The 19,490-nt window shown below is 70.9% G+C and carries 16 protein-coding genes; 3 read left to right on the forward strand and 13 right to left on the reverse strand.

Features of this window, described 5'->3' with window-relative positions:
• Positions 1-59: 59 nt before the first annotated feature.
• A complete protein-coding gene (gene ftsY / locus ABZ567_RS27460; RefSeq protein WP_360794515.1) occupies positions 60-1,286 on the reverse strand; it encodes a signal recognition particle-docking protein FtsY in 1,227 nt (408 codons plus the stop codon).
• Between the two features lie 86 nt (positions 1,287-1,372).
• On the opposite strand from ftsY, the gene ABZ567_RS27465 reads away from it, so the two are divergent.
• The gene (locus tag ABZ567_RS27465; protein ID WP_360794517.1) at positions 1,373-2,830 is read left to right on the forward strand and encodes a cytosine permease; all 1,458 of its coding nucleotides are present in this window, start codon (positions 1,373-1,375) and stop codon (positions 2,828-2,830) included.
• A gap of 165 nt (positions 2,831-2,995) precedes the next feature.
• Here ABZ567_RS27465 and ABZ567_RS27470 read toward each other — a convergent pair whose 3' ends face one another.
• From ABZ567_RS27470 to ABZ567_RS27485, 4 genes are all read right to left on the reverse strand, one after another.
• On the reverse strand, positions 2,996-4,429 hold the full coding sequence (locus tag ABZ567_RS27470) for a sugar porter family MFS transporter (RefSeq protein WP_360794519.1): 1,434 nt from the start codon (positions 4,427-4,429) through the stop codon (positions 2,996-2,998).
• Between the two features lie 179 nt (positions 4,430-4,608).
• Positions 4,609-8,160: a chromosome segregation protein SMC gene (gene smc, locus ABZ567_RS27475; protein ID WP_360794521.1), complete on the reverse strand. Its 3,552-nt coding sequence runs from the start codon at positions 8,158-8,160 to the stop codon at positions 4,609-4,611.
• 209 nt (positions 8,161-8,369) lie between these two features.
• The gene (locus ABZ567_RS27480; RefSeq protein WP_360794523.1) at positions 8,370-8,588 is read right to left on the reverse strand and encodes a hypothetical protein; all 219 of its coding nucleotides are present in this window, start codon (positions 8,586-8,588) and stop codon (positions 8,370-8,372) included.
• A 390-nt stretch (positions 8,589-8,978) separates the two neighbouring features.
• The gene (locus ABZ567_RS27485; RefSeq protein WP_360794525.1) at positions 8,979-9,260 is read right to left on the reverse strand and encodes an acylphosphatase; all 282 of its coding nucleotides are present in this window, start codon (positions 9,258-9,260) and stop codon (positions 8,979-8,981) included.
• 190 nt (positions 9,261-9,450) lie between these two features.
• Between ABZ567_RS27485 and ABZ567_RS27490 the strand changes: the two genes are divergently transcribed.
• Positions 9,451-10,443 (forward strand): CAP domain-containing protein, encoded by a 993-nt coding sequence (locus ABZ567_RS27490; RefSeq protein ID WP_360794527.1) that lies wholly within the window; start codon positions 9,451-9,453, stop codon positions 10,441-10,443.
• 98 nt (positions 10,444-10,541) lie between these two features.
• Positions 10,542-10,928, forward strand: a complete 387-nt coding sequence (locus ABZ567_RS27495) for a helix-turn-helix domain-containing protein (RefSeq protein ID WP_360794529.1) — start codon at positions 10,542-10,544, stop codon at positions 10,926-10,928.
• A gap of 112 nt (positions 10,929-11,040) precedes the next feature.
• Here ABZ567_RS27495 and mutM read toward each other — a convergent pair whose 3' ends face one another.
• The 8 genes from mutM to ABZ567_RS27535 form a co-directional block, all read right to left on the reverse strand.
• Positions 11,041-11,901, reverse strand: coding sequence for a bifunctional DNA-formamidopyrimidine glycosylase/DNA-(apurinic or apyrimidinic site) lyase (mutM, locus tag ABZ567_RS27500; protein ID WP_360794531.1), 861 nt, complete (start codon positions 11,899-11,901; stop codon positions 11,041-11,043).
• A gap of 256 nt (positions 11,902-12,157) precedes the next feature.
• A complete protein-coding gene (rnc, locus tag ABZ567_RS27505; protein ID WP_360794533.1) occupies positions 12,158-12,970 on the reverse strand; it encodes a ribonuclease III in 813 nt (270 codons plus the stop codon).
• Positions 12,971-12,990: 20 nt separating this feature from the next.
• On the reverse strand, positions 12,991-13,164 hold the full coding sequence (gene rpmF, locus ABZ567_RS27510) for a 50S ribosomal protein L32 (protein WP_015036448.1): 174 nt from the start codon (positions 13,162-13,164) through the stop codon (positions 12,991-12,993).
• Between the two features lie 2 nt (positions 13,165-13,166).
• Positions 13,167-13,850 (reverse strand): DUF177 domain-containing protein, encoded by a 684-nt coding sequence (locus ABZ567_RS27515; protein WP_360794535.1) that lies wholly within the window; start codon positions 13,848-13,850, stop codon positions 13,167-13,169.
• A gap of 99 nt (positions 13,851-13,949) precedes the next feature.
• Positions 13,950-15,011, reverse strand: coding sequence for an ATP synthase F0 subunit B (locus tag ABZ567_RS27520; RefSeq protein ID WP_360794537.1), 1,062 nt, complete (start codon positions 15,009-15,011; stop codon positions 13,950-13,952).
• A 110-nt stretch (positions 15,012-15,121) separates the two neighbouring features.
• The gene (coaD, locus tag ABZ567_RS27525; protein WP_360794591.1) at positions 15,122-15,601 is read right to left on the reverse strand and encodes a pantetheine-phosphate adenylyltransferase; all 480 of its coding nucleotides are present in this window, start codon (positions 15,599-15,601) and stop codon (positions 15,122-15,124) included.
• 26 nt (positions 15,602-15,627) lie between these two features.
• Positions 15,628-16,209: a 16S rRNA (guanine(966)-N(2))-methyltransferase RsmD gene (rsmD, locus tag ABZ567_RS27530; protein WP_360794539.1), complete on the reverse strand. Its 582-nt coding sequence runs from the start codon at positions 16,207-16,209 to the stop codon at positions 15,628-15,630.
• Positions 16,210-16,274: 65 nt separating this feature from the next.
• Positions 16,275-19,484 carry a helicase-related protein gene (locus ABZ567_RS27535; RefSeq protein ID WP_360794541.1) on the reverse strand — a complete coding sequence of 1,070 codons (3,210 nt, stop codon included), beginning with the start codon at positions 19,482-19,484 and terminating at the stop codon, positions 16,275-16,277.
• Positions 19,485-19,490: the final 6 nt, after the last annotated feature.

Below are 19,490 nucleotides of genomic sequence, written 5' to 3' on the forward strand. Positions count from 1 at the left end.
ACGTGTGAGGGCCCCCGCCGTCCTCGGCGGGGGCCCTCACACGTGCGCGTGGACCGTGGTCAGTCGCCGATCAGGGCGTCGACGAAGGCGCCCGGCTCGAAGGGGGCCAGGTCGTCCGGGCCCTCGCCGAGGCCGATCAGCTTGACCGGGACGCCCAGCTCGCGCTGGACCGCGACGACGATGCCGCCCTTGGCGGTGCCGTCGAGCTTGGTGAGCACGATGCCGGTGATGTCGACGACCTCGGCGAAGACACGGGCCTGGATCAGACCGTTCTGGCCGGTGGTGGCGTCGAGGACGAGGAGGATCTCGTCGAGCGGGCCGTGCTTCTCGACGACGCGCTTGACCTTGCCGAGCTCGTCCATGAGGCCGGTCTTGGTGTGGAGCCGTCCCGCGGTGTCGATGAGGACGACGTCGGCGCCCTCCGCGATGCCCTCCTTGACGGCGTCGAAGGCGATCGACGCCGGGTCGCCGCCCTCAGGGCCGCGAATGGTCCGGGCGCCGACGCGCTCGCCCCAGGTCTGGAGCTGGTCGGCGGCGGCTGCGCGGAAGGTGTCGGCGGCGCCGAGGACGACGGACTTGCCGTCGGCGACGAGGACGCGGGCCAGCTTGCCGGTGGTGGTGGTCTTGCCGGTGCCGTTGACGCCGACGACCATGACCACGCCGGGGACGTCCGTCGGGCTGTCGGTCCTCACCGTGCGGTCGAGGTCGGGGCCGAGGAGGGCGATCAGCTCCTCGCGGAGCAGGGCGCGCAGCTCCTCCGGGGTGCGGGTGCCGAGCACCCTGACCCGCTCGCGCAGCCGCTCGACGAGCTCCTGGGTGGGGGCGACGCCGACATCGGCGGTGAGGAGGGTGTCCTCGATCTCCTCCCAGGTGTCCTCGTCGAGGTGCTCGCGGGACAGAAGCGTGAGCAGCCCCTTGCCGAGCGAGTTCTGGGAGCGGGCGAGCCGGGCCCGGAGGCGTACGAGACGGCCGGCGGTGGGCTCCGGGATCTCGATCTCGGGGGCCGGCGGTTCGGCGACGACCGGGTCCTCGACGGCGACCGGCGTATCGACGGCCTCCTCGGCGGTCGGGAGGCCGACCTCGTCGATCGTCCGGCGCGGTTCCTCCCGCGGCGTCTCCGCCTCGTCACCGACGTGCGGCTCGGCGGGCGGAGCGGTGATGGTCGGCGGGGTGGACGGCGGCTCGGCCGGCGGCAGCTGCTTCTTCTTGCGACCGCTGATCACGAGCCCGCTCGTCACGGCGACCGCGACGACCAGAGCGATGACTAGAGCAAGGATGAGTTCCATAACCCCCTCAGTATCGGCCACGGAGGGGCCGGGGACGGAGCACGTACGCTGGGTGGGTCCCCCCCACATCTGTACGGAGTACCCCCATGCCCCACGACGCCTCCGAAGCCGCAGGCGCGACGCACGACGGCGCGATGGAGACCCGCGGTCTCGAACCCGTCCCCGACGCCGAGCGGACCGGCCGGGTCCGCGAGCTCTTCCCGACCTGGGTCGCCGCGAACATCAGTGTGCTGCTGCTCACGATGGGCGCCGGGCTGATCGTCTTCAACGGCCTGAACCTCTGGCAGGTCCTGGCCGTGGCGGTCGCCGCGCCGGTCCTCTCGTACGGGATCGTCGGCCTGATCTCGATCGCGGGGAAGCGGGGCGGGGCGCCGGGGATGGCGCTGTCGCGGGCCGTTTTCGGTCAGCGCGGGAACCTCTTCCCGGGGACGTTGATCTGGGTCGCGCGCTGGGGCTGGGAGACCATCAACGCGGTGACCGGCGCCTACGCGGTGCTGACCGTGCTCGATCTGCTCTTCGGCGTGAAGTCGAACACGCTTCTCATCGTGGTCACGCTGCTGCTCTTCGTCACCTGCACCTTCCTGGTCTCGGGCCTCGGGATCCACGCGCTGCGGGTGTGCAGCAAGTGGTCCACGTACCTCTTCGGCGGCTTCTCGGTGCTCGTCCTCGTCCACCTGGTGGCGAACACCGACTGGTCGGCGGTCTTCGACAAGCCCGCCGGTTCGACGGCGATGATGATCGCGGGCATCGGCACGATCGCGGCCGGTGGCATCAGCTGGGTCCCTTCGGGTCCCGACTTCACCCGCTATCTGCCCCGTACCGCCTCCTCGAAGGCGATGGTCGGCTCGACGGTCGGCGGCGCCGGGATCGTCGTCCTGCCGATGGTGCTGATGGGCGCGGTGATGGCGGTGTCGACGCCGGACCTGGCCTCGGCGCAGGACCCGGTCTCCTTCATCGGCGAGCTGCTGCCGATGTGGATCTCGGTGCCGTACCTGGTGATCGCCCTGATCGGGATGCTGCTGATCAACTCGATGTCGATGTACTCGGCCGGGTTCACGGCGCAGACCCTGGGCATCAAGGTGTCGCGGGCGGCGGCGGTCAGTGTGAACGCGGTGATCAGCCTCGTCTTCGGCTTCCTGCTCATGGTCGTGGCGACCAGCTTCATCGGTTCGTTCATCTCCTTCCTGACGCTGCTCGCGGTGGCGTTCTCGGCCTGGATCGGCGTCTTCGGTGGGGACATGCTGCGGCGTCGCTCGTACGACGCGGTGGCGCTCATGGACACGACGAGGACCAGCGCCTACTGGTATCGGGGCGGTTTCGCCTGGCAGGCCATGACGGCGTGGGCCGTGGCGCTGCTCGTGGGTCTGCTGTTCACGAAGGTCGACTGGTTCGCCGGTCCGCTCGCCTCCTCCTGGATCGGTGAGAACGGTCTGGGCTGGGCGGCGACGATCGTGGTGGCCGGCGTGCTGTACGCCGTACTGCCCCGTACGCCCGTGAAGGCTCCGGTGGAGGACACCGGGGCGCGCGAGACCGTATCCGTCTGACGCTGCGTCGGCCACCGTCCCCTTCGCCGGCATCCCACCCTCGCGGGGGGACTTCCTCCGGATCCTCTGCGCGGCGGGATGCCAGGACGACGGCGTACTGCCCCGGCGCGAGGCGTGGGCCTCGGGCCGGGGCAGTTCCGTGGATGAGGAGCGGGGCAGCGGGGGTCAGCCCATCTCCTCCAACGCCTTGCCCTTGGTCTCCTTGACGTACTTGAGCACGAAGGGGATCGAGAGCACGGCGAAGACCGTGTAGATGATGTAGGTGCCCGACAGGTTCCAGTCCGCGAGGGACGGGAAGCTGGCGGTGATGGCCCAGTTGGCGATCCACTGGGCGGAGGCGGCGACGCCGAGGGCGGCGGCGCGGATCCGGTTGGGGAACATCTCACCGAGGAAGACCCAGACCACCACGCCCCACGAGAGGGCGAAGAAGAGCACGAAGACGTGGGCGGCGACGAGCGCCACGACGCCCTGGGTCTCGGGGAGCTTGCCGTCGACGAGGTCGGCGGAGAAGGCCCAGGCCTCGAACGCGAGGGCGATCGCCATACCGATGGAGCCGACGAGGGCGAGCGGCCTGCGGCCGACCCGGTCGACCAGGACCATCGCGATGACGGTGCCGATGATGTTGATGATCGACGTGGTGAACGAGTAGAAGAACGAGCTCGACGGGTCGATGCCGACGGACTGCCAGAGCGTCGCCGAGTAGTAGAAGGCGACGTTGATGCCGACGAGCTGCTGGAAGACGGAGAGTCCGATGCCGACCCAGACGATGGGCAGCAGCTTGAAGCGGGCGCCGGTGGCGAGGAGGTCCTGGAAGGTGGACTTGTGCTCGCTGCGCATGGCGCGGTCGATCTCGGCGACGCGGCGGTCGAGGTCGACGCCGTGGCCCTCGACTTCGGCGAGCACCTCCTTGGCCCGGTCGGTCTTCCCGACGGAGATCAGGAAGCGCGGGGACTCGGGGATGGCGAAGGAGAGCATGCCGTACAGGACGGCGGGCACGACCATGACGCCGAGCATCCACTGCCAGGCCTCCAGACCGCCGATCTCACCGCGCTGGTCGCCGTCGGCGAGCTGGAGGATGCCGTAGTTGACCAGCTGGGAGATGGCGATGCCGATGACGATCGCGGCCTGCTGGAAGGAGCCGAGGCGGCCGCGGTACGCGGCGGGGGCGACCTCGGCGATGTAGGCGGGGCCGATCACGGAGGCCATGCCGATGGCGAAGCCGCCGATGACCCGCCAGAGCGCCAGGTCCCAGAGGGCGAAGGGGAGGGCGGAGCCCACGGCGCTGACCGCGAACAGCACGGCGGAGATCTGCATGCAGCGGATGCGGCCGATGCGGTCGGCGATCCGGCCGGCGGTGGCGGCGCCGATGGCGCAGCCGATCAGGGCGACGGCGATGACCTGGGCGAGGGTGCCGGAGCCGATGTCGTAGCGGTCCCGGATCGCCTCGACGGCGCCGTTGATGACGGAGCTGTCGTAGCCGAAGAGGAAGCCGCCCATCGCCGCGGATGCCGTGATGAAGATGACGTGGCCGAGGTGGTCCGGGTGGGCGGCTCGGCCTTCGGAAGGCGGCGGCGTGGGCGCCTGCGCGGTGTTGGTCACATGGACTCCTCGGTGGGGGGAAAGCCCTTCCAGTGGCGCACAACATCACGCCGCCCACCACCGAAGGCAAAAGCAACGTTGCAGAGACTATGTCTTCAAGTTTCGAAGTCAATAGGCGAAGTCGTGTGACTTTAAGAGCGCGAGGGGGCCTATTGAGTTCAACACTTGAACGGACAGTCCTAGCGCAGTCGCTGGCTGATGACCTTGGATACCCCGTCGCCCTGCATGGAAACGCCGTAGAGCGCGTCCGCGACCTCCATCGTCCGCTTCTGGTGCGTGATCACGATCAGCTGTGAGGACTCCTGGAGTTCCCGCATGATCCGGATCAGCCGCTGGAGGTTGGTGTCGTCGAGCGCCGCCTCGACCTCGTCCATCACGTAGAACGGGCTCGGCCGCGCCTTGAAGATCGACACGAGCAGCGCCACGGCCGTGAGGGAGCGCTCTCCTCCCGAGAGCAGCGAGAGCCGCTTGACCTTCTTGCCCGGCGGCCGGGCCTCCACCTCGACGCCCGTGGTGAGCATGTTCTCCGGATCGGTGAGGATCAGCCGGCCCTCGCCGCCCGGGAAGAGCCGCGAGAAGACACCCTCGAACTCACGGGCCGTGTCCCGGTACGCCTCGGTGAAGACCTGCTCGACCCGGAGGTCGACCTCCTTCACGACCTGAAGCAGGTCGGTACGGGTCTTCTTCAGGTCCTCCAGCTGCTCGGACAGGAAGCGGTGGCGCTCCTCCAAAGCCGCGAACTCCTCGAGGGCCAGCGGATTGACCTTGCCGAGCTGGTGGTAGGCCCGCTCGGCTGCCCTGAGCCGCCTCTCCTGCTCCGAACGGATGAAGGGGCGCGGCGGGGCATCCGTGCCGTCCGCCTCCTCGGCCCCCTCGACGGTGGGCGACGGGGGTACGGGCTGCTCCGGGCCGTACTCGGCGACCAGGTCACCGGTCTCCACACCGAACTCCTCCAGGGCCTTCGCCTCGAGCTGCTCGATCCGCAACCGCTTCTCGGCGCCGAGCACCTCGCCCCGGTGGACGGAGTCGGTCAGCTTGTCGAGCTCGGCCTTGAGATCACGGCCCCGGGTCCGGGCGGCCGTCAGGCCTTCCTCCCGGTCGGCGCGGGCCGCCTGGGCCGCCACCCGCTCCCGCTCGGCGCGGACCAGTGAGACCTCGACATGGGCCAGCAGGCTCCGGGCGCCGGCGGCGACGGCGCCCGCGACCCGCTCCTCGTGGCGCAGCCGGGCCCGTCGCTGCTCGGCACGCGCGCGTGCGTCCCGTTCGGCGCGGGCAGCCCGGTCGAGCGAGTCGGCCCGCCCGGCGAGCGCCTTGACCCGCTCCTCGTGGGTACGGACCTGGAGCCGCGCCTCCATCTCGGCCTGGCGCGCGTGGGAGCCGTCGATCGCGAGGCGGTCGCGGGCGGCGGTGTCGGGTTCCTCGTCCCCGCCGTCCGCGAAGTCGGCGGCCTCCTGGGCCACGAGGAGCCGTTCGGCGAGTTCCTCCGCCTCCGCGGTCGCCTTCTCCAGGGCCTCCTGGGCGCGGGCGGCCGCGGCCGCGGTCCGCTCGGCCTCCCCCGCCGCCGCCCTGGACTGCCCGGCGAGCCGCCCGAGTTCCTTGGCGACGGCCGACTTCTCGCGCTCGGCGGTACGGCGGCGGGTGTCGAGTTCCTCGACGAGTGCGGCGGCGGTACGGCGGCGCTCGTCGGCCTCGCGCCTGGCCGTGGCCAACGCCTCGCACCGCACGCTCAGTTCGTCGAGCTCGGCGGCGGCCTCGGCCACCGAGGCCTGGACTTCGAGGAGGCTCGGGGCACCCGCTGAGCCTCCCCGCGCGAAGTGCGCCCCGAGCAGGTCGCCCTCGGCGGTGACGGCGGTCAGCGCGGGCCGGCTCCTGACCAGCTCGGCGGCCTCGTCCAGGTCCCCGACCACCACGACTCCGGCGAGCAACCTGCTGACGGCCCCCATCAGTTCGGCGGGTCCCCGCACGAGGTCGGCCGCGTACGGATGTCCTGCGGCCGCCGGGCGGGGCTCCGGTTCGGGGGCTCCGGTCAGGAGCAGGGAGGCGCGGCCCGCGTCCTGTTTGCGCAGCAGCCGGAGGGCTTCGACGGCGGCGGAGGGTCCGGTGGCGGCGACCGCGTCGGCGGCGGCGCCGAGGGCGGTGGCGACGGGGATCTCGTACCCGGGGGTGATGGTGAGGAGTTCGGCCGCCGGGCCGAGGACTCCGCCGAGTCCCGCACTGAGCAGCGCGCCCGTGCCGTCCTTGCGGCGCAGTCCGAGGGCGAGGGTGTCGTGCCGGGCCCGGGTCGCGGCACGGCTGCGCTCCGCCGTGTCGGCGGCCTCGCGGGCGGCGCCGAGCACGGCCTCGGCCTCGGTCAGCTCGCGACGGGCGGCCTCGTGGCGCTCCGCCTCGGCGGTGTCGGCCGCGTCGAGTGCCTCGACCTCCGTCCGGAGCCGTTCGTACTCCTCCTGGGCGGTGGCCGCCCGCTCCCCCGCCTCGTCGCGGGTGGCGGCGAGCCGGTCGATCTCGGCCTGGGCGGAGGCGGCGCGCGAGCGGGCCGCGTTGACCTGGCCGTGGAGGCGGGCGAGGCCCTCGCGCCGGTCGGCGAGGGCGCGGGTGAGGTCCTTGAGGCGGCGCTCCTCGGCCGCCAGCTCCTGTTCGAGCCGGGCGCGGTGGGCGACGGTGTCCTCAAGGGCACGCTCGGCCGCTTCCAGGGCGACTTCCAGTTCCGCCTCCTGCTCGCGGACGCGGGCCGCCTCCCGCTCCAGGTCCTCCGGGTCGCGGCCGCGGCGCTCGTCGGTGGGCGCGGCGGTGGCGCTCTTCACGCGCGCGCCGGCGAGGGAGACGGTGCCGCGGACGCGCTCGGCGAGCTGGGACAGGTCGTACCAGGTCTGCTGGGCGCGCTCCAGGCGGGGCACGAGGGCGCGGGCCTCCGCTTCGAGCTCCGCCTCCCGGGCGAGCGCGGCGCGCAGCTCGGTCGCGGTGGCCTCCTTGCGGGCGAGGAGGGCCGCTTCGTCGGCGACCTCGGCCGTGAGGGCCCGCTGGAGGTGGACGAGGTCGTCGGCGAGGAGGCGGAGCCGTGCGTCGCGCAGGTCGGCCTGGATGACGACGGCACGGCGGGCGACGGCGGCCTGCCGGCCGAGGGGCTTGAGCTGACGGCGGAGTTCGTCGGCGAGATCCTGCACGCGCGCGAGGTTGGCCTGCATCGCGTCGAGCTTCCGCAGCGCCTTCTCCTTGCGCTTGCGGTGCTTGAGGACGCCGGCGGCCTCCTCGATGAAGGCGCGGCGGCCCATCGGGTCGGCGTGCAGCACGGAGTCGAGTTGTCCCTGTCCGACGATGACGTGCATCTCGCGTCCGATGCCGGAGTCGGAGAGCAGGTCCTGGAAGTCGAGCAGCCGGCAGGTGTCGCCGTTGATCTGGTACTCGCTGCTGCCGCCGCGGAACATGATCCGGGTGAGGGTGACCTCGGCGTAGTCGATGGGCAGCGCGCCGTCGGAGTTGTCGATGGTGAGGGAGACCTCGGCGCGGCCGAGCGGCGGGCGCCCGGTCGTGCCGGCGAAGATGACGTCCTCCATCTTGCCGCCGCGCAGCGACTTGGCGCCCTGCTCCCCCATGACCCAGGAGAGGGCGTCCACGACGTTGGACTTGCCCGATCCGTTGGGGCCCACGACACAGGTGATTCCTGGTTCGAACCGCAGGGTGGTGGCCGATGCGAACGACTTGAATCCGCGGAGGGTCAGGGCCTTGAGGTGCACCCCGAGGACTCTACCGGGGCCCGTGCGTTTCACCCGGGAAGGTGCAGGGCAGATCCTCGGTGGAGAGGGGTGGGACGTGGGGGGAACGACAGGTGAAAGAAAGAAGGGACGCCGAAGCGCCCCTTGCAGATCCAGCTGTGCCGGGCTGGGTGTCCCAGTCCGCCGTGCCGGCGTGCGTGTTTCCCACCTGGCCCCTCGGGGCTGGGTTGTCAGGTGAGCGCAGGCTCCGCCTGGGGTACGTCGAGGTCGATGCTGTTCAGCAGCGACTCTCCCTGGTGATGAGCGACGGCCGCGGCGAGCGAGTCGTTCTCGGACTGGATCCGTACCAGCTCGGATTCGAGGTCCTGGACGCGCTGCTGAAGCCGTCGCATCTCGGCGAGGAGTCGCGGGTCGGAGCCGCCGACGTAACCGAGAAGCGCCTTTGCCATGATGGATGGTCCTCCACAATGAGTGACCGACCGAATGCGGTTGGGTCGTGAGGGATTCGCACCCGCGGTGCTCGGCAGTACTGCTTGTGGTGCCGGTTCCACTGCCGAACAGTTAAGGTGCGCGGGGCTTCCAGAGTCTCACCAAAAAGTTTGACGGTCAACACGATCACGCCCCGTTCACAGGGGCGGCCGAGGAGACCGGGGCCGCTCAGGGGCGGCGGGGCCTCGCAGACTCGGCGCCTCAGGGCGTCACGATCGTCCTTACCTGGAACCCTTCCACGACGGGCGCTTCTTGGCAACCACCAGGCGATTTCCTTGTCGGACGCCTGTTACCACCCGTCCGCCCGACGCCCCTCTCGGTCACCGTACGGGGGTCGCCGCCCGGGACCCTCAGCGGATGGCGAAGCCGTCGTAACCGCCGCGCGGCGTGGCCCAGATCTCAGTGACGCCGTCCACGCGCCCGGGTGTGTCGTCGGAGTGGAGCCAGGCGAGGAGACGGTGGCAATTCTCACGCGTCCCTTCGGCCACCACCTGCACACGGCCGTCGTCGAGATTCAGGGCGAAGCCCACCAGGCCGCCGATCTCCAAAGCGTTTGCCCTGGTGAACCAGCGGAAGCCCACTCCCTGTACCCGGCCGCGTACCCAGGCGGTCATCCGTACGTCGTCGTTCATGGCTGCACGCTAGCGGGCTGATTGCCGGAGAAGCACTTCGCCCCCGTCGCGCATGGACTACAGTCCCGACCGAACACGCCTCACCCGTTCGGGCGCGCGCTGTTCGACTGTCGGCCCGAAACGGTACCGACAGCAAAGATCAGCAAAGATCCGCAAGCGCCAGCAGGACCAGCAGAGGAAGGCAGAGCAGATGGGACGCCACCGTCGCGCCGGAGCCGCGCCCGCCGCAGAAGAGTACGCGGCCGGCCCGGACCGCCTGCACCGGGGTGCCCGCCGCAAGCGGCGCGGGCCCGTGCGCACGGGTCTGTTCGGCGCCTCCGCCGCCGTCGCCATGGGCGCGGTCGCCGTCGCCACCGGCCTGCTCCCCGGCGGGGACACCTTCACGGTCGGCAGCGCCGGCACGACCGAGCGGCCGAGCCAGTCCCGGCAGGCCCCGGAGCTGACCACGCAGGGCGGGGCCACTCAGACCCCGGCGGGCGAGTCGTCCACGGGCAGCGCCACGGGCCCGCGTAGGGGAACGAGCACGGGTACGGCCAGCGGCAGGGCGGCCACGCCGTCGGCCACCCCGTCCACGAAGCCGGCCCCCGAGGCGACGCCGAAGGTCACACCGAAGCCGACCCCGACGAAGGCGACCCCCCCGAAGCCGGTGACCCCGAAGGTCACCAAGGCCCCCAAGCCCGCGCGGACCGCGCCCGCGACGCCGAGGGTCACCACCGCGCCCTCCACGAAGGCGCCCGTGCCGAAGCCGGACCCGACGACCGAGGCCCCGGTCGAGAAGACCTCGGCCCCGTCCACCGCCGACCGGGCCGATGCCGCCGAGGCCGAGGTGCTCCGCCTGGTCAATGCCGAGCGCGTCAAGGTGGGCTGCTCCGCCATGAGCGCGAGTGCCCAGCTGGCGGCACTGGCCGGGGCGTACAGCTCCGACATGGCGGCCCGCGGCTTCTTCGACCACACCGACCCCGACGGCGACACGCCGTGGGCGCGCGCACAGAAGGCTGGCGTCTCGGGCCTGGGCGGCGAGAACATAGCCCGCGGCCAGGCGGACGCGGCGGCCGTGATGGAGTCCTGGATGAACAGCGACGGTCACCGCGCCAACATCCTGAACTGCGACTTCACGACCCTGGGCGTCGGCGTCCACTTCGGCGACGGCGGCCCCTGGTGGACCCAGAACTTCGGCTACTGAGCCCGCACGAAGCCGACGGAGCACCCACTCATCGATAGCGCTTACCGGTCGACAGCGCACCCTGGAAGTGAGCACTGTGGGCGAGTACGGTGGAAGGCATGACCGACGACCTCGCCTATGACGTGTTCGCGCGGGCCTGCCCCTCACGCGGGACGCTCGAGCATGTGACGGGCCGCTGGGGCAGCCTGACGCTCGGAGCGCTGTACGACGGGACGTTCCGCTTCAACGAGCTGCGGCGGCGGATCGACGGCGTGAGCGAGAAGATGCTGTCGCAGACCCTGCACGCCCTGGAGCGCGACGGCCTCGTCCATCGCGAGGCGCAGCCCACCAACCCGCCCCGGGTCGACTACCGGCTCACCCCGCTCGGCCGCGAGGTCGCGGAGCGCCTGATCGGCCTGATCGAGCTGGTGGAGGGGCGGATGCCCCAGGTCGAGGCGGCCCGGGAGAGGTACGACGCGGAGCGCGCCGCTCCGGTCACCGCCTGAGCCTGAGCCTGACGCTGGGCATGAGGCTGGACGTCAGGCTGAGCCCGAACCCGTGCGCTGACCCGAGCCTCGCCCTCAGCCTCGCCCCCGGCACACGTCGTCCTCCCCGCCGCTACGGCGTCACGCGTGGCGCCCGCTGACAGCGCGGGCAGAAGTAGCTGGACCGGTTCATCCACGGCCGCCGCCGCAGCGGCGTACCGCAGCGTCGGCAGGGCTCGTCCTCGCGCCCGTAGGCGTCGAGGGAGCGGTCGAAGTAGCCCGACTCGCCGTTGACGTTCACGTACAGGCTGTCGAAGCTGGTGCCGCCGACCGCGAGCGCCTCGTTCATCACGTCCCTGACGTGCCCGAGGAGCTCGGCCGAACGCGGTCGCGTCAGCGTCCCGGCCGGCCGGTCGTAGTGCAGCCGGGACCGCCAGAGCGCCTCGTCGGCGTAGATGTTCCCGACGCCGCTGATCAGGGACTGGTCGAGGAGCGCCCGCTTGACGGTCGTACGGCGCAGGCGCAGCGCGCTGTGGAAGACGGCGTCGTCGAACTCGGGGTCCAGTGGGTCGCGGGCGATGTGCCCGATGACGTCCGGCAGCCCGTCGGGGGTCTGGTCGTGGACCGAGAGCCCGCCGAAGGTGCGCTGGTCGACGAAGCGGAGCTCGGTGCCGGCGGCGTCGTCGAAGCGGATCCGGATCCGCAGGTGCTTCTCGTCGAGGGCCTTCTCCGGCTGGACGAGCAGTTGCCCGCTCATTCCGAGGTGTCCGAGAACGGACGTGCCCGTGCCGGCCAGCGGCAGCCAGAGGTACTTGCCGCGTCGCCGCGCCACCTCGAACCGCTGCCCCTCCAGCCGGGCCGCGAAGTCGGCGCCGCCCGCGAGGTGTCGCCGTACGGCCCTCGGGTGGAGCACCTCGACCTCGGTCACGGTCCGTCCGGCGATCCAGCGCTCGAGACCGCGCCGTACGACCTCGACCTCGGGCAGCTCGGGCACGGGACTCCTCCGGACGGACGTCTTCGACAGCGCCTCAACCCTACCGGCCGTCCACCGACGGACGTACGGGCCCTCCGGACATGGGGACCCTCCGGACGTACGGGCCCTCCGGACATTCGGGCCCTTCGGACATGCGGGCCCTTCGGACATGCGGGCCCTCCGGACATGGGGACCCTCCGGACGTACGGGCCCTCCGGACATGCGAGAACCCCGCCCGGGGGCGGGGTTCTCGGGAAGCGATCGGGGGTGCGGGCCGTCAGGCCGACGCCCCGTGGACGGTCGGAGAGGGGTCGGCGACCTCTCCCGTTCCCGCCTCGGCCACGACCTTCGCCGCCGCCGCGCGTTCGTCCGCGGCGGCGCGAATCTCGCGCCACGCGGACTCCGCCGCCTGCTGTTCCGCTTCCTTCTTGCTGCGGCCGGTGCCGGTGCCGTACGAGACACCACCGACGCGGGCGGCAGCAGTGAAGGTCTTCTCGTGGTCGGGGCCCTCTTCGGAGACGAGGTACTCCGGCACGCCCAGACCCTCGGCCGCGGTGAGCTCCTGGAGACTGGTCTTCCAGTCCAGGCCCGCACCGAGGTTCGAGGACTTCTCGATCAGCGGGTCGAAGAGCCGGTGCACCAGCTCGGACGCCGCGTCGAGGCCCTGGTCGAGATAGACCGCGCCGATCACCGCTTCAAGCGTGTCGGCGAGGATGGACGCCTTGTCCCGGCCGCCCGTGCCCTCTTCGCCCCGGCCGAGCCGGATGAAGGAGCCGAGTTCGAGTTCGCGCCCCACGTCCGCCAGCGCACGCGAGTTGACCACCGCGGCCCGCAGTTTGGCCAGCTGGCCTTCCGGCAGGTCGGGGTGGGTCCGGTACAGCGTGTCCGTGACCACCAGGCCGAGCACGGAGTCCCCGAGGAACTCCAGCCGCTCGTTGGTGGGCAGACCGCCGTTCTCGTACGCGTACGAACGGTGGGTCAGCGCACGCACCAGAAGGGCGGACTCGAGCTTGTAGCCGAGCCGCCCTTCCAGAAGCGTGTGGGACGAGGCATGGTCCGTCTTGTCGTCCGTCTTGCGGGACTCAGACATTGCGCCTCTCACCAGCCCAATCAGACCGAGAGGACCTGGCGCTTGTTGTAGGTGCCGCAGCTCGGGCACGCGATGTGCTGGAGCTTCGGCTCCTGGCAACGCTCACACGAAACCAGGGTGGGGACCGCAGCCTTCCACTGCGACCGGCGGTGGCGCGTGTTGCTGCGCGACATCTTCCGCTTCGGAACAGCCACGGCTACTTCTCCTGCTTCTCGGCGGCGCTTCGGACGTCCCCGTCAGAGGCCTTGCCGCTCATGTTGTCCTTCTCATCGGTTCCCAGCGAACCGGCGAGTCCCTGCAGTGCCGCCCACCGAATGTCGGCGACGTCGTGGTGGTGGTCCGGGTTCTCGTTCAGGTTGGTTCCGCACTGGGAACACAGGCCTGCACAGTCCTCCCGGCACACCGGCTGCATCGGAAGTGCGAGCACCACCGCATCACGCAGCACGGGTTCGAGGTCGAACATGCCGTCCTCGAGGGGGATCATGTCCTCGTCTTCCTCGGCTTCGTCGTCCGCGGCCGCCCTGGAGCGGCTCCGGTCGTCGGAGTCGGGGTACGAGAACATCTCCTGGAAGTCCACGTCGAGCTCCAGCTCGACGGGCTCCAGACACCTTACGCACTCCCCCTCGGCCGATGCACGGGCGGTGCCTGTGACGAGCACCCCTTCCATGACCGACTCAAGACGGAGATCGATGTCCATCGGAGCGCCCTCGGGCACTCCGATCACTCCTTCGACGCCCAGGTCCCTGGGGGCCTCGACCGAACGGGAGAGCTTCTGGAGGGCACCAGGACGCCGCCCCAGCTCGTGTGTGTCGAACACGAGGGGGTTGCGGTGGTCGAGGCGCGTGCTCAGGGCTCTTCCTGCTTTCGGATCGTTTCGCATCGTGAGGAGGCTGCCGGAACGTGGGCAGCGGGGATCGCGGAGATACGCGCGACCGAAGAGCCAGGATACTGGACGCTTCGCCCAGGACCCAATCCGGGCCTAGTGCCCCTGTTCGTACCGCCGCAGCTGCTCCAGGTCGATCATGCCGGTGTCGAAGAAGCTGGTCTCGTCGAGCGCGGCGGTCTGCTGCTGGACGGGCTGCTGCGGCGGCTGGACGGGCTGCTGCTGCGGCTGGACGGGCTGCTGGTACGCGTAGGGGTCCTGCTGCTGGTAACCGTACGGGTCGGCCTGCTGCGGCTGCTGGTACGCGTAGGGGTCCTGCTGCTGGACCTGCTGGTAGGCGGCGTACGGGTCGGGCTGCTGCTGGACCTGCTGGTACGCCGCGTACGGGTCGGCCTGGGGCTGCTGGGCCGGGATCTGGACCGGCTCGGGGTCGGACAGCTCCGCGAGCCCGGCCAGGTAGTCGGCGTCGCTGGTGTGCACGGCGCCGCCGAGGCCGTCCTGGGCGGCCATGTGCTCACCCAGGGCGTCGGAGGCGATCCGGCCGTGCAGCTTCTGCCGGCCCCGTCCCACGGCCTCCAGGGTCTTGCTCAGCACGGCCTCGAAGGCGCCGAGCTTGGCGTCGACGTACTCGTCGGCCCGGTGGATCAGGGTCCCCGGGTCGGAGCTGTACTCCGGGGCGTCCGGGTCGACGTACCCGTCCTGGTCGAGTCCGGGACCGCGGCCGAGGAGCTTCTCGCGGCCCCGGTCGACGGAGCCGATCGTCTTGTTGAGGACGACCTCGAAGTTGGCGAGCTTGGAGTCGACGTAGTCGTCGGCCTCCGCTCGGACCTCCTCGGCCTCGCGGCGGGCCTCGGCGAGGATGCGGTCGGCCTCCTCCTGCGACTGCCGGGCGACCTGGGTGTCGGAGACGATCGAACCCCGCTCGGCGTGTGCGGCCTCGATGATCCGCTCCGCCTCCTGGCGGGCCTGCTCGACCAGCTGCTCGCGGCCGCCGATCAGCTCCTGCGCCTGGGCGAGGGAGCCGGGCAGGGCCTCCCGTACCTCTTCGAGCAGGGCGAGCAGCTCGGCCCGGTTGACCACGCAGGATGCCGACATGGGCATGGAGCGGGCGCCCTGCACGGTCGCGACGATCTCGTCGAGCTTCTTCTGTACGTCCACCGGGTGCTCGCCACTCTCTACAGCTGGATGGAGACGGACGGGACGACTGTAAGGGCAGTCGGCGCCCGTCCGACACCTGATGACGGAGCGTCAGCGGGGGTGGCCACGCGTCACTTCCGCGCCAGCCGCTCGGCCAGCCGGGGAAGGACGGTCGGGGGCACGAGGTGCGAGACGTCGCCGCCCCAGGCGGCGACCTCCTTGACCAGCGAGGAGGAGAGGAAGCTGTACGTCGGGTTGGTGGGGACGAACAGGGTCTCCACGCCCGTGAGGCCGTTGTTCATCTGGGCCATCTGCAGCTCGTAGTCGAAGTCGCTGACCGCGCGCAGCCCCTTGACGATGGCGGGGATGTCACGCTGCTTGCAGAAGTCGACGAGCAGCCCGTGGAACGACTCCACCTGGACGTTGCCGAGGTCGGCGGTCACCTCGCGGATCAGCTCGATCCGCTCGTCGACCGTGAACAGGCCCTTCTTCGACTGGTTGATCATCACCGCGACGTGTACGACGTCGTACAGCTTGGAGGCGCGGGCGATGATGTCGAGGTGTCCGTTGGTGATGGGGTCGAATGACCCCGGACAGACGGCGCGGCGCAACGTGGGTCCCTCGCTCTCCGGTCCGGTCATCGTGCGTCTTCGCACGTAGAGGCGGCGCGACCGTACCAAAACGTTCCCTCGCCGTAACGACGGGCCCGCAGTGGTGCGAAACCGGCCGGCCAGCCGAATTCACCGCCTCTGGTGCTGCGCTCCACGGTGACGAGAGCGTCGTCCGTGAGCCAGCCCCCTGAGCGGAGTGTGAGGAGTATCTCGCGAAGATCGTCGTCCCCGACGGCGTACGGCGGATCGAGGAAGACCAGGTCGTACGGGTCGGCCGGCGCCGGTCCCGTCACGATCTGCTCCGCTTTGCCGGTACGGAGTTCGGCGCCGGGCAGACCGATCGACCGGACGTTGTCCCGGATCGTCTTCGCGGCGCGCGGGTCCGCCTCGACGAGCAGGGCGTGGGCGGCGCCGCGGGAGAGCGCTTCGAGGCCGACGGCCCCGGAGCCCGCGTACAGGTCGGCCACGCGCGCCCCGGCGAGGCCGTGGAACGCCTCCCAGGTGGAGAAGAGGCCCTCGCGCGCGCGGTCGGATGTGGGGCGGGTGCCGTTGCCGGGCGGCACGGCCAGGCGGCGCCCGCCGGCGGTGCCGGCGATCACGCGGGTCATCGGTGTCCTCGTCCTTCATACCTATTGCGTACGCAATAGCTTATGGCCCTTTCAGTCACCCTGCGTCAGCCCTTCTCCAGGTACTCCTCCCGGTCCTTGTCGAGCAGCGCGTCGAGCGCGGTGCGCAGTCCGGGGTGGGCGGTGAGGTCGGGGTCGGCGAGGACGACGGCGGTGGCCTCCTCGCGGGCGGCGGTGATGACCTCCTCGTCGTCGATGACGGTGAGTACCCGCAGGGACGAGCGGACGCCGGACTGGGCCTGGCCGAGGACGTCGCCCTCCCGCCGCTGTTCGAGGTCGATGCGGGAGAGTTCGAAGCCGTCGAGGGTGGCGGCGACGGCGGCGAGGCGCTGGCGGGCGGGGGTCGCCTCGGGCATCTCGCTGACGAGGAGGCAGAGGCCGGGGGCGGAGCCTCGGCCGACGCGGCCGCGGAGCTGGTGGAGCTGGGAGACGCCGAAGCGGTCCGCGTCCATGATCACCATGGCGGTGGCGTTGGGGACGTTGACGCCGACCTCGATGACGGTGGTGGCGACGAGGACGTCGAGCTCGCCCGCGGCGAAGCGGCGCATCACGTCGTCCTTGTCGTCGGGGTGCATCCTGCCGTGCAGGACGGCGATCCGGAGCCCGGTGAGGGGACCCGTGCGGAGCTTCTCGGCGACGTCCAGGACGGCGAGGGGAGGGCGCTTCTCGGCCTGGTCCTCGGCGGACGCCCTGGACTTCTTCCTCTGGTCCTCCTCGTCACCGATGCGCGGGCAGACCACGTACGCCTGGTGTCCCTTCTCGACCTCCTCGCGGACCCGCTCCCACGCGCGCGCGAGGAAGTGCGGTTTGTCGGCGGCCGGGACGACATGGCTGGCGATCGGGGAGCGGCCGGCGGGCAGCTGGTCGAGGACGGAGGTCTCCAGGTCGCCGAAGACCGTCATGGCGACCGTGCGCGGGATGGGCGTCGCGGTCATCACCAGGAGGTGCGGGGGCTGCCTGCCCTTGCCGCGGAGGGCGTCGCGCTGCTCGACGCCGAAGCGGTGCTGCTCGTCGACGACGACCAGGCCCAGGTCGTGGAACTGGACCTTGTCCTCGATCAGCGCGTGCGTGCCGATGACGAGGCCGGCCTCCCCGGTGACCAGGTCGAGAAGGGCCTGCCGGCGGGCGGCGGCGCCCATGGAGCCGGTGAGCAGCACGACCTTGGTGGCCCGCTCGGCGCCGCCGAGCATCCCTCCCTCGGCGAGCTCGCCCATCATCTCGGTGACCGAGCGGTGGTGCTGCTGGGCGAGGACCTCGGTGGGGGCGAGCATGGCGGCCTGTCCCCCGGAGTCGACGACGGCGAGCATGGCGCGCAGGGCCACCATCGTGTTGTGCGTCACGGTGAAGTGATCGGTCACATAGGCGTGACTCTGGTCGGCGACGCTGATGCACTGCACCGACTTCCGCCCGACGTACTCGACCGCACGGATCGCACGTCGGAAAGTGCTGTACTTCGGCCTCGGGCCCATGCGCCGGGCCTTCCGGGCGCAACGGAACGGGACGTACTCGTCCGGCAACGCGATCGAGACGTGGAACGCCGCCTTCCTCGGCAGCACTCTGGCCCGCCCTCCCAACGAACGGACCAGCCACGCCACGTCGTCGGCCAGCGGCCTGGAGGCCGAACGGAACGACACGCTCAGGCCTTGGGCGTCCACGGTCCCGTCCGTGTCCATGAGTCCTTGCAGGACCGCCAGACGGTTCTTGACCGATGTGTTCTTGAAGGCGAGGGGCAGGAACTTGTCGTGCGACGTGGCCCCCCAGAGACCCAGCTCGCGCAGCACGCTGATCACTGGATTCCGCCGTGTGCCGCCCCTTGGGCCCCGCGGCCCGATGGGGTAGTCGCAGCGAGAGCCGGGAACCGGGGTGACCTCGCATTCCGGAGCCAGCACGGAGCGCACGGCGCCCAGGATTTCCTCGTCGGTCGTCGAGAGGCGCAGGTTGTGCCGGAAAGATCCGTCTCCCAGCAGCAAACCGAACACGTACGGGTCGAGATGTGGTGCCGTGCCGTCGGACAGGTCCACTGGGGTGGCCACGGGGAGGTACCACTTCGACGAGCCGTTGGCTTGGAACGTGTCCGCGCGGATCTCGCGCGTCGTCATGACCTTCGGTGTCTGCCCCCGGTCCCAGGCACAGCTCGTCCCGACGATCCACAAGTGCTCGTCATCGCATTCGACGGAGGTGTCGTCGGACAGCACGAGACGCCACACGTCCCGCTCGCCCTGGGGAAAGACGCCGTCGACCCAGCTGATCCCCCCGCTGGGGACCACGACCTCGTCTCCCACGGAGATCTCCCCCATCTTCCGGAAGCCCCCGGGCGTCAGCACGAGGGAGTCGAGGGGCTGGGCCTTGCCCGAGCCGACCTCGCCCTGGAGGAGGCGGTGCATGGGGTGGTCGGTGGCGAGGTCGTCGAAGATCTCCTTGGAGACCTTCTGCTGGCCGTCGGTGAGGGTGAAGGGGAGCTTGGCGTCGAAGGCGTCGAGGATGCCGTCGGGGGCGGGACGCCGGGCGACGGCGGGGAGTTGGGTGTCGGCGTGCCTACGGCGGGCGAGGGCGACCTGGAGGACGAAGGCCTCGTCCCACTTGAGTCGCTCGCGCGCGGTGGCGACGTCGGCCTTGGTGCGGGGCCGGTGGATCAGCCGCAGGGCTTCGGGGAGTTCGGCCAGACCGCGGCCTTCGCGGAGGGCGTCGGGGAGCGGGTCGACGGCGTCGACGACGCTGGGCAGCACGGCGTCGACGGCCTTGGCGAGCTTCCAGGACTCCAGCTTGGTGGTGGCCGGGTAGATCGGGATGAGGGCCCCGGCCCAGGTGTCCACCGCCTCCTCGCTGTCGCCGCGGAGGAGTTCGTACGACGGGTGGGCGAGCTGGAGGCGCCGGTTGAAGAGCGAGACCTTGCCGGCGAACATCGCCCGGGTGCCGGGCAGCAGGTCCTTGTGCGGCTTGTGCACGCCCTTGCCGAAGAAGACCAGCTGGAGGCGGCCGCTGCCGTCGGTGATGGTCACTTCGAGGCGCTGACCGCGTCCCTTGGAGCCGTTGAAGGTGAGCACACGGGCGTCGGCGACCTGGGCGACCACCGTGACGTGCTCGTCGAGCGGCAGGTCGGAGAGGGTGGTCAGCTCCCCCCGCTCGGCGTACCGGCGGGGGTAGTGGTGGAGCAGGTCACCGACCGTGTGCAGGTCGAGCGCCTCGGCCATGACCTTTGCGGTGGCGGGGCCGAGGGACTTCTTGAGTGGTTCGTCGAGCGCGGGCACGCGTTCCATTGCACA

Source organism: Streptomyces sp. NPDC016459, assembly GCF_040632845.1.
In the GTDB taxonomy this organism is placed as follows: domain Bacteria; phylum Actinomycetota; class Actinomycetes; order Streptomycetales; family Streptomycetaceae; genus Streptomyces.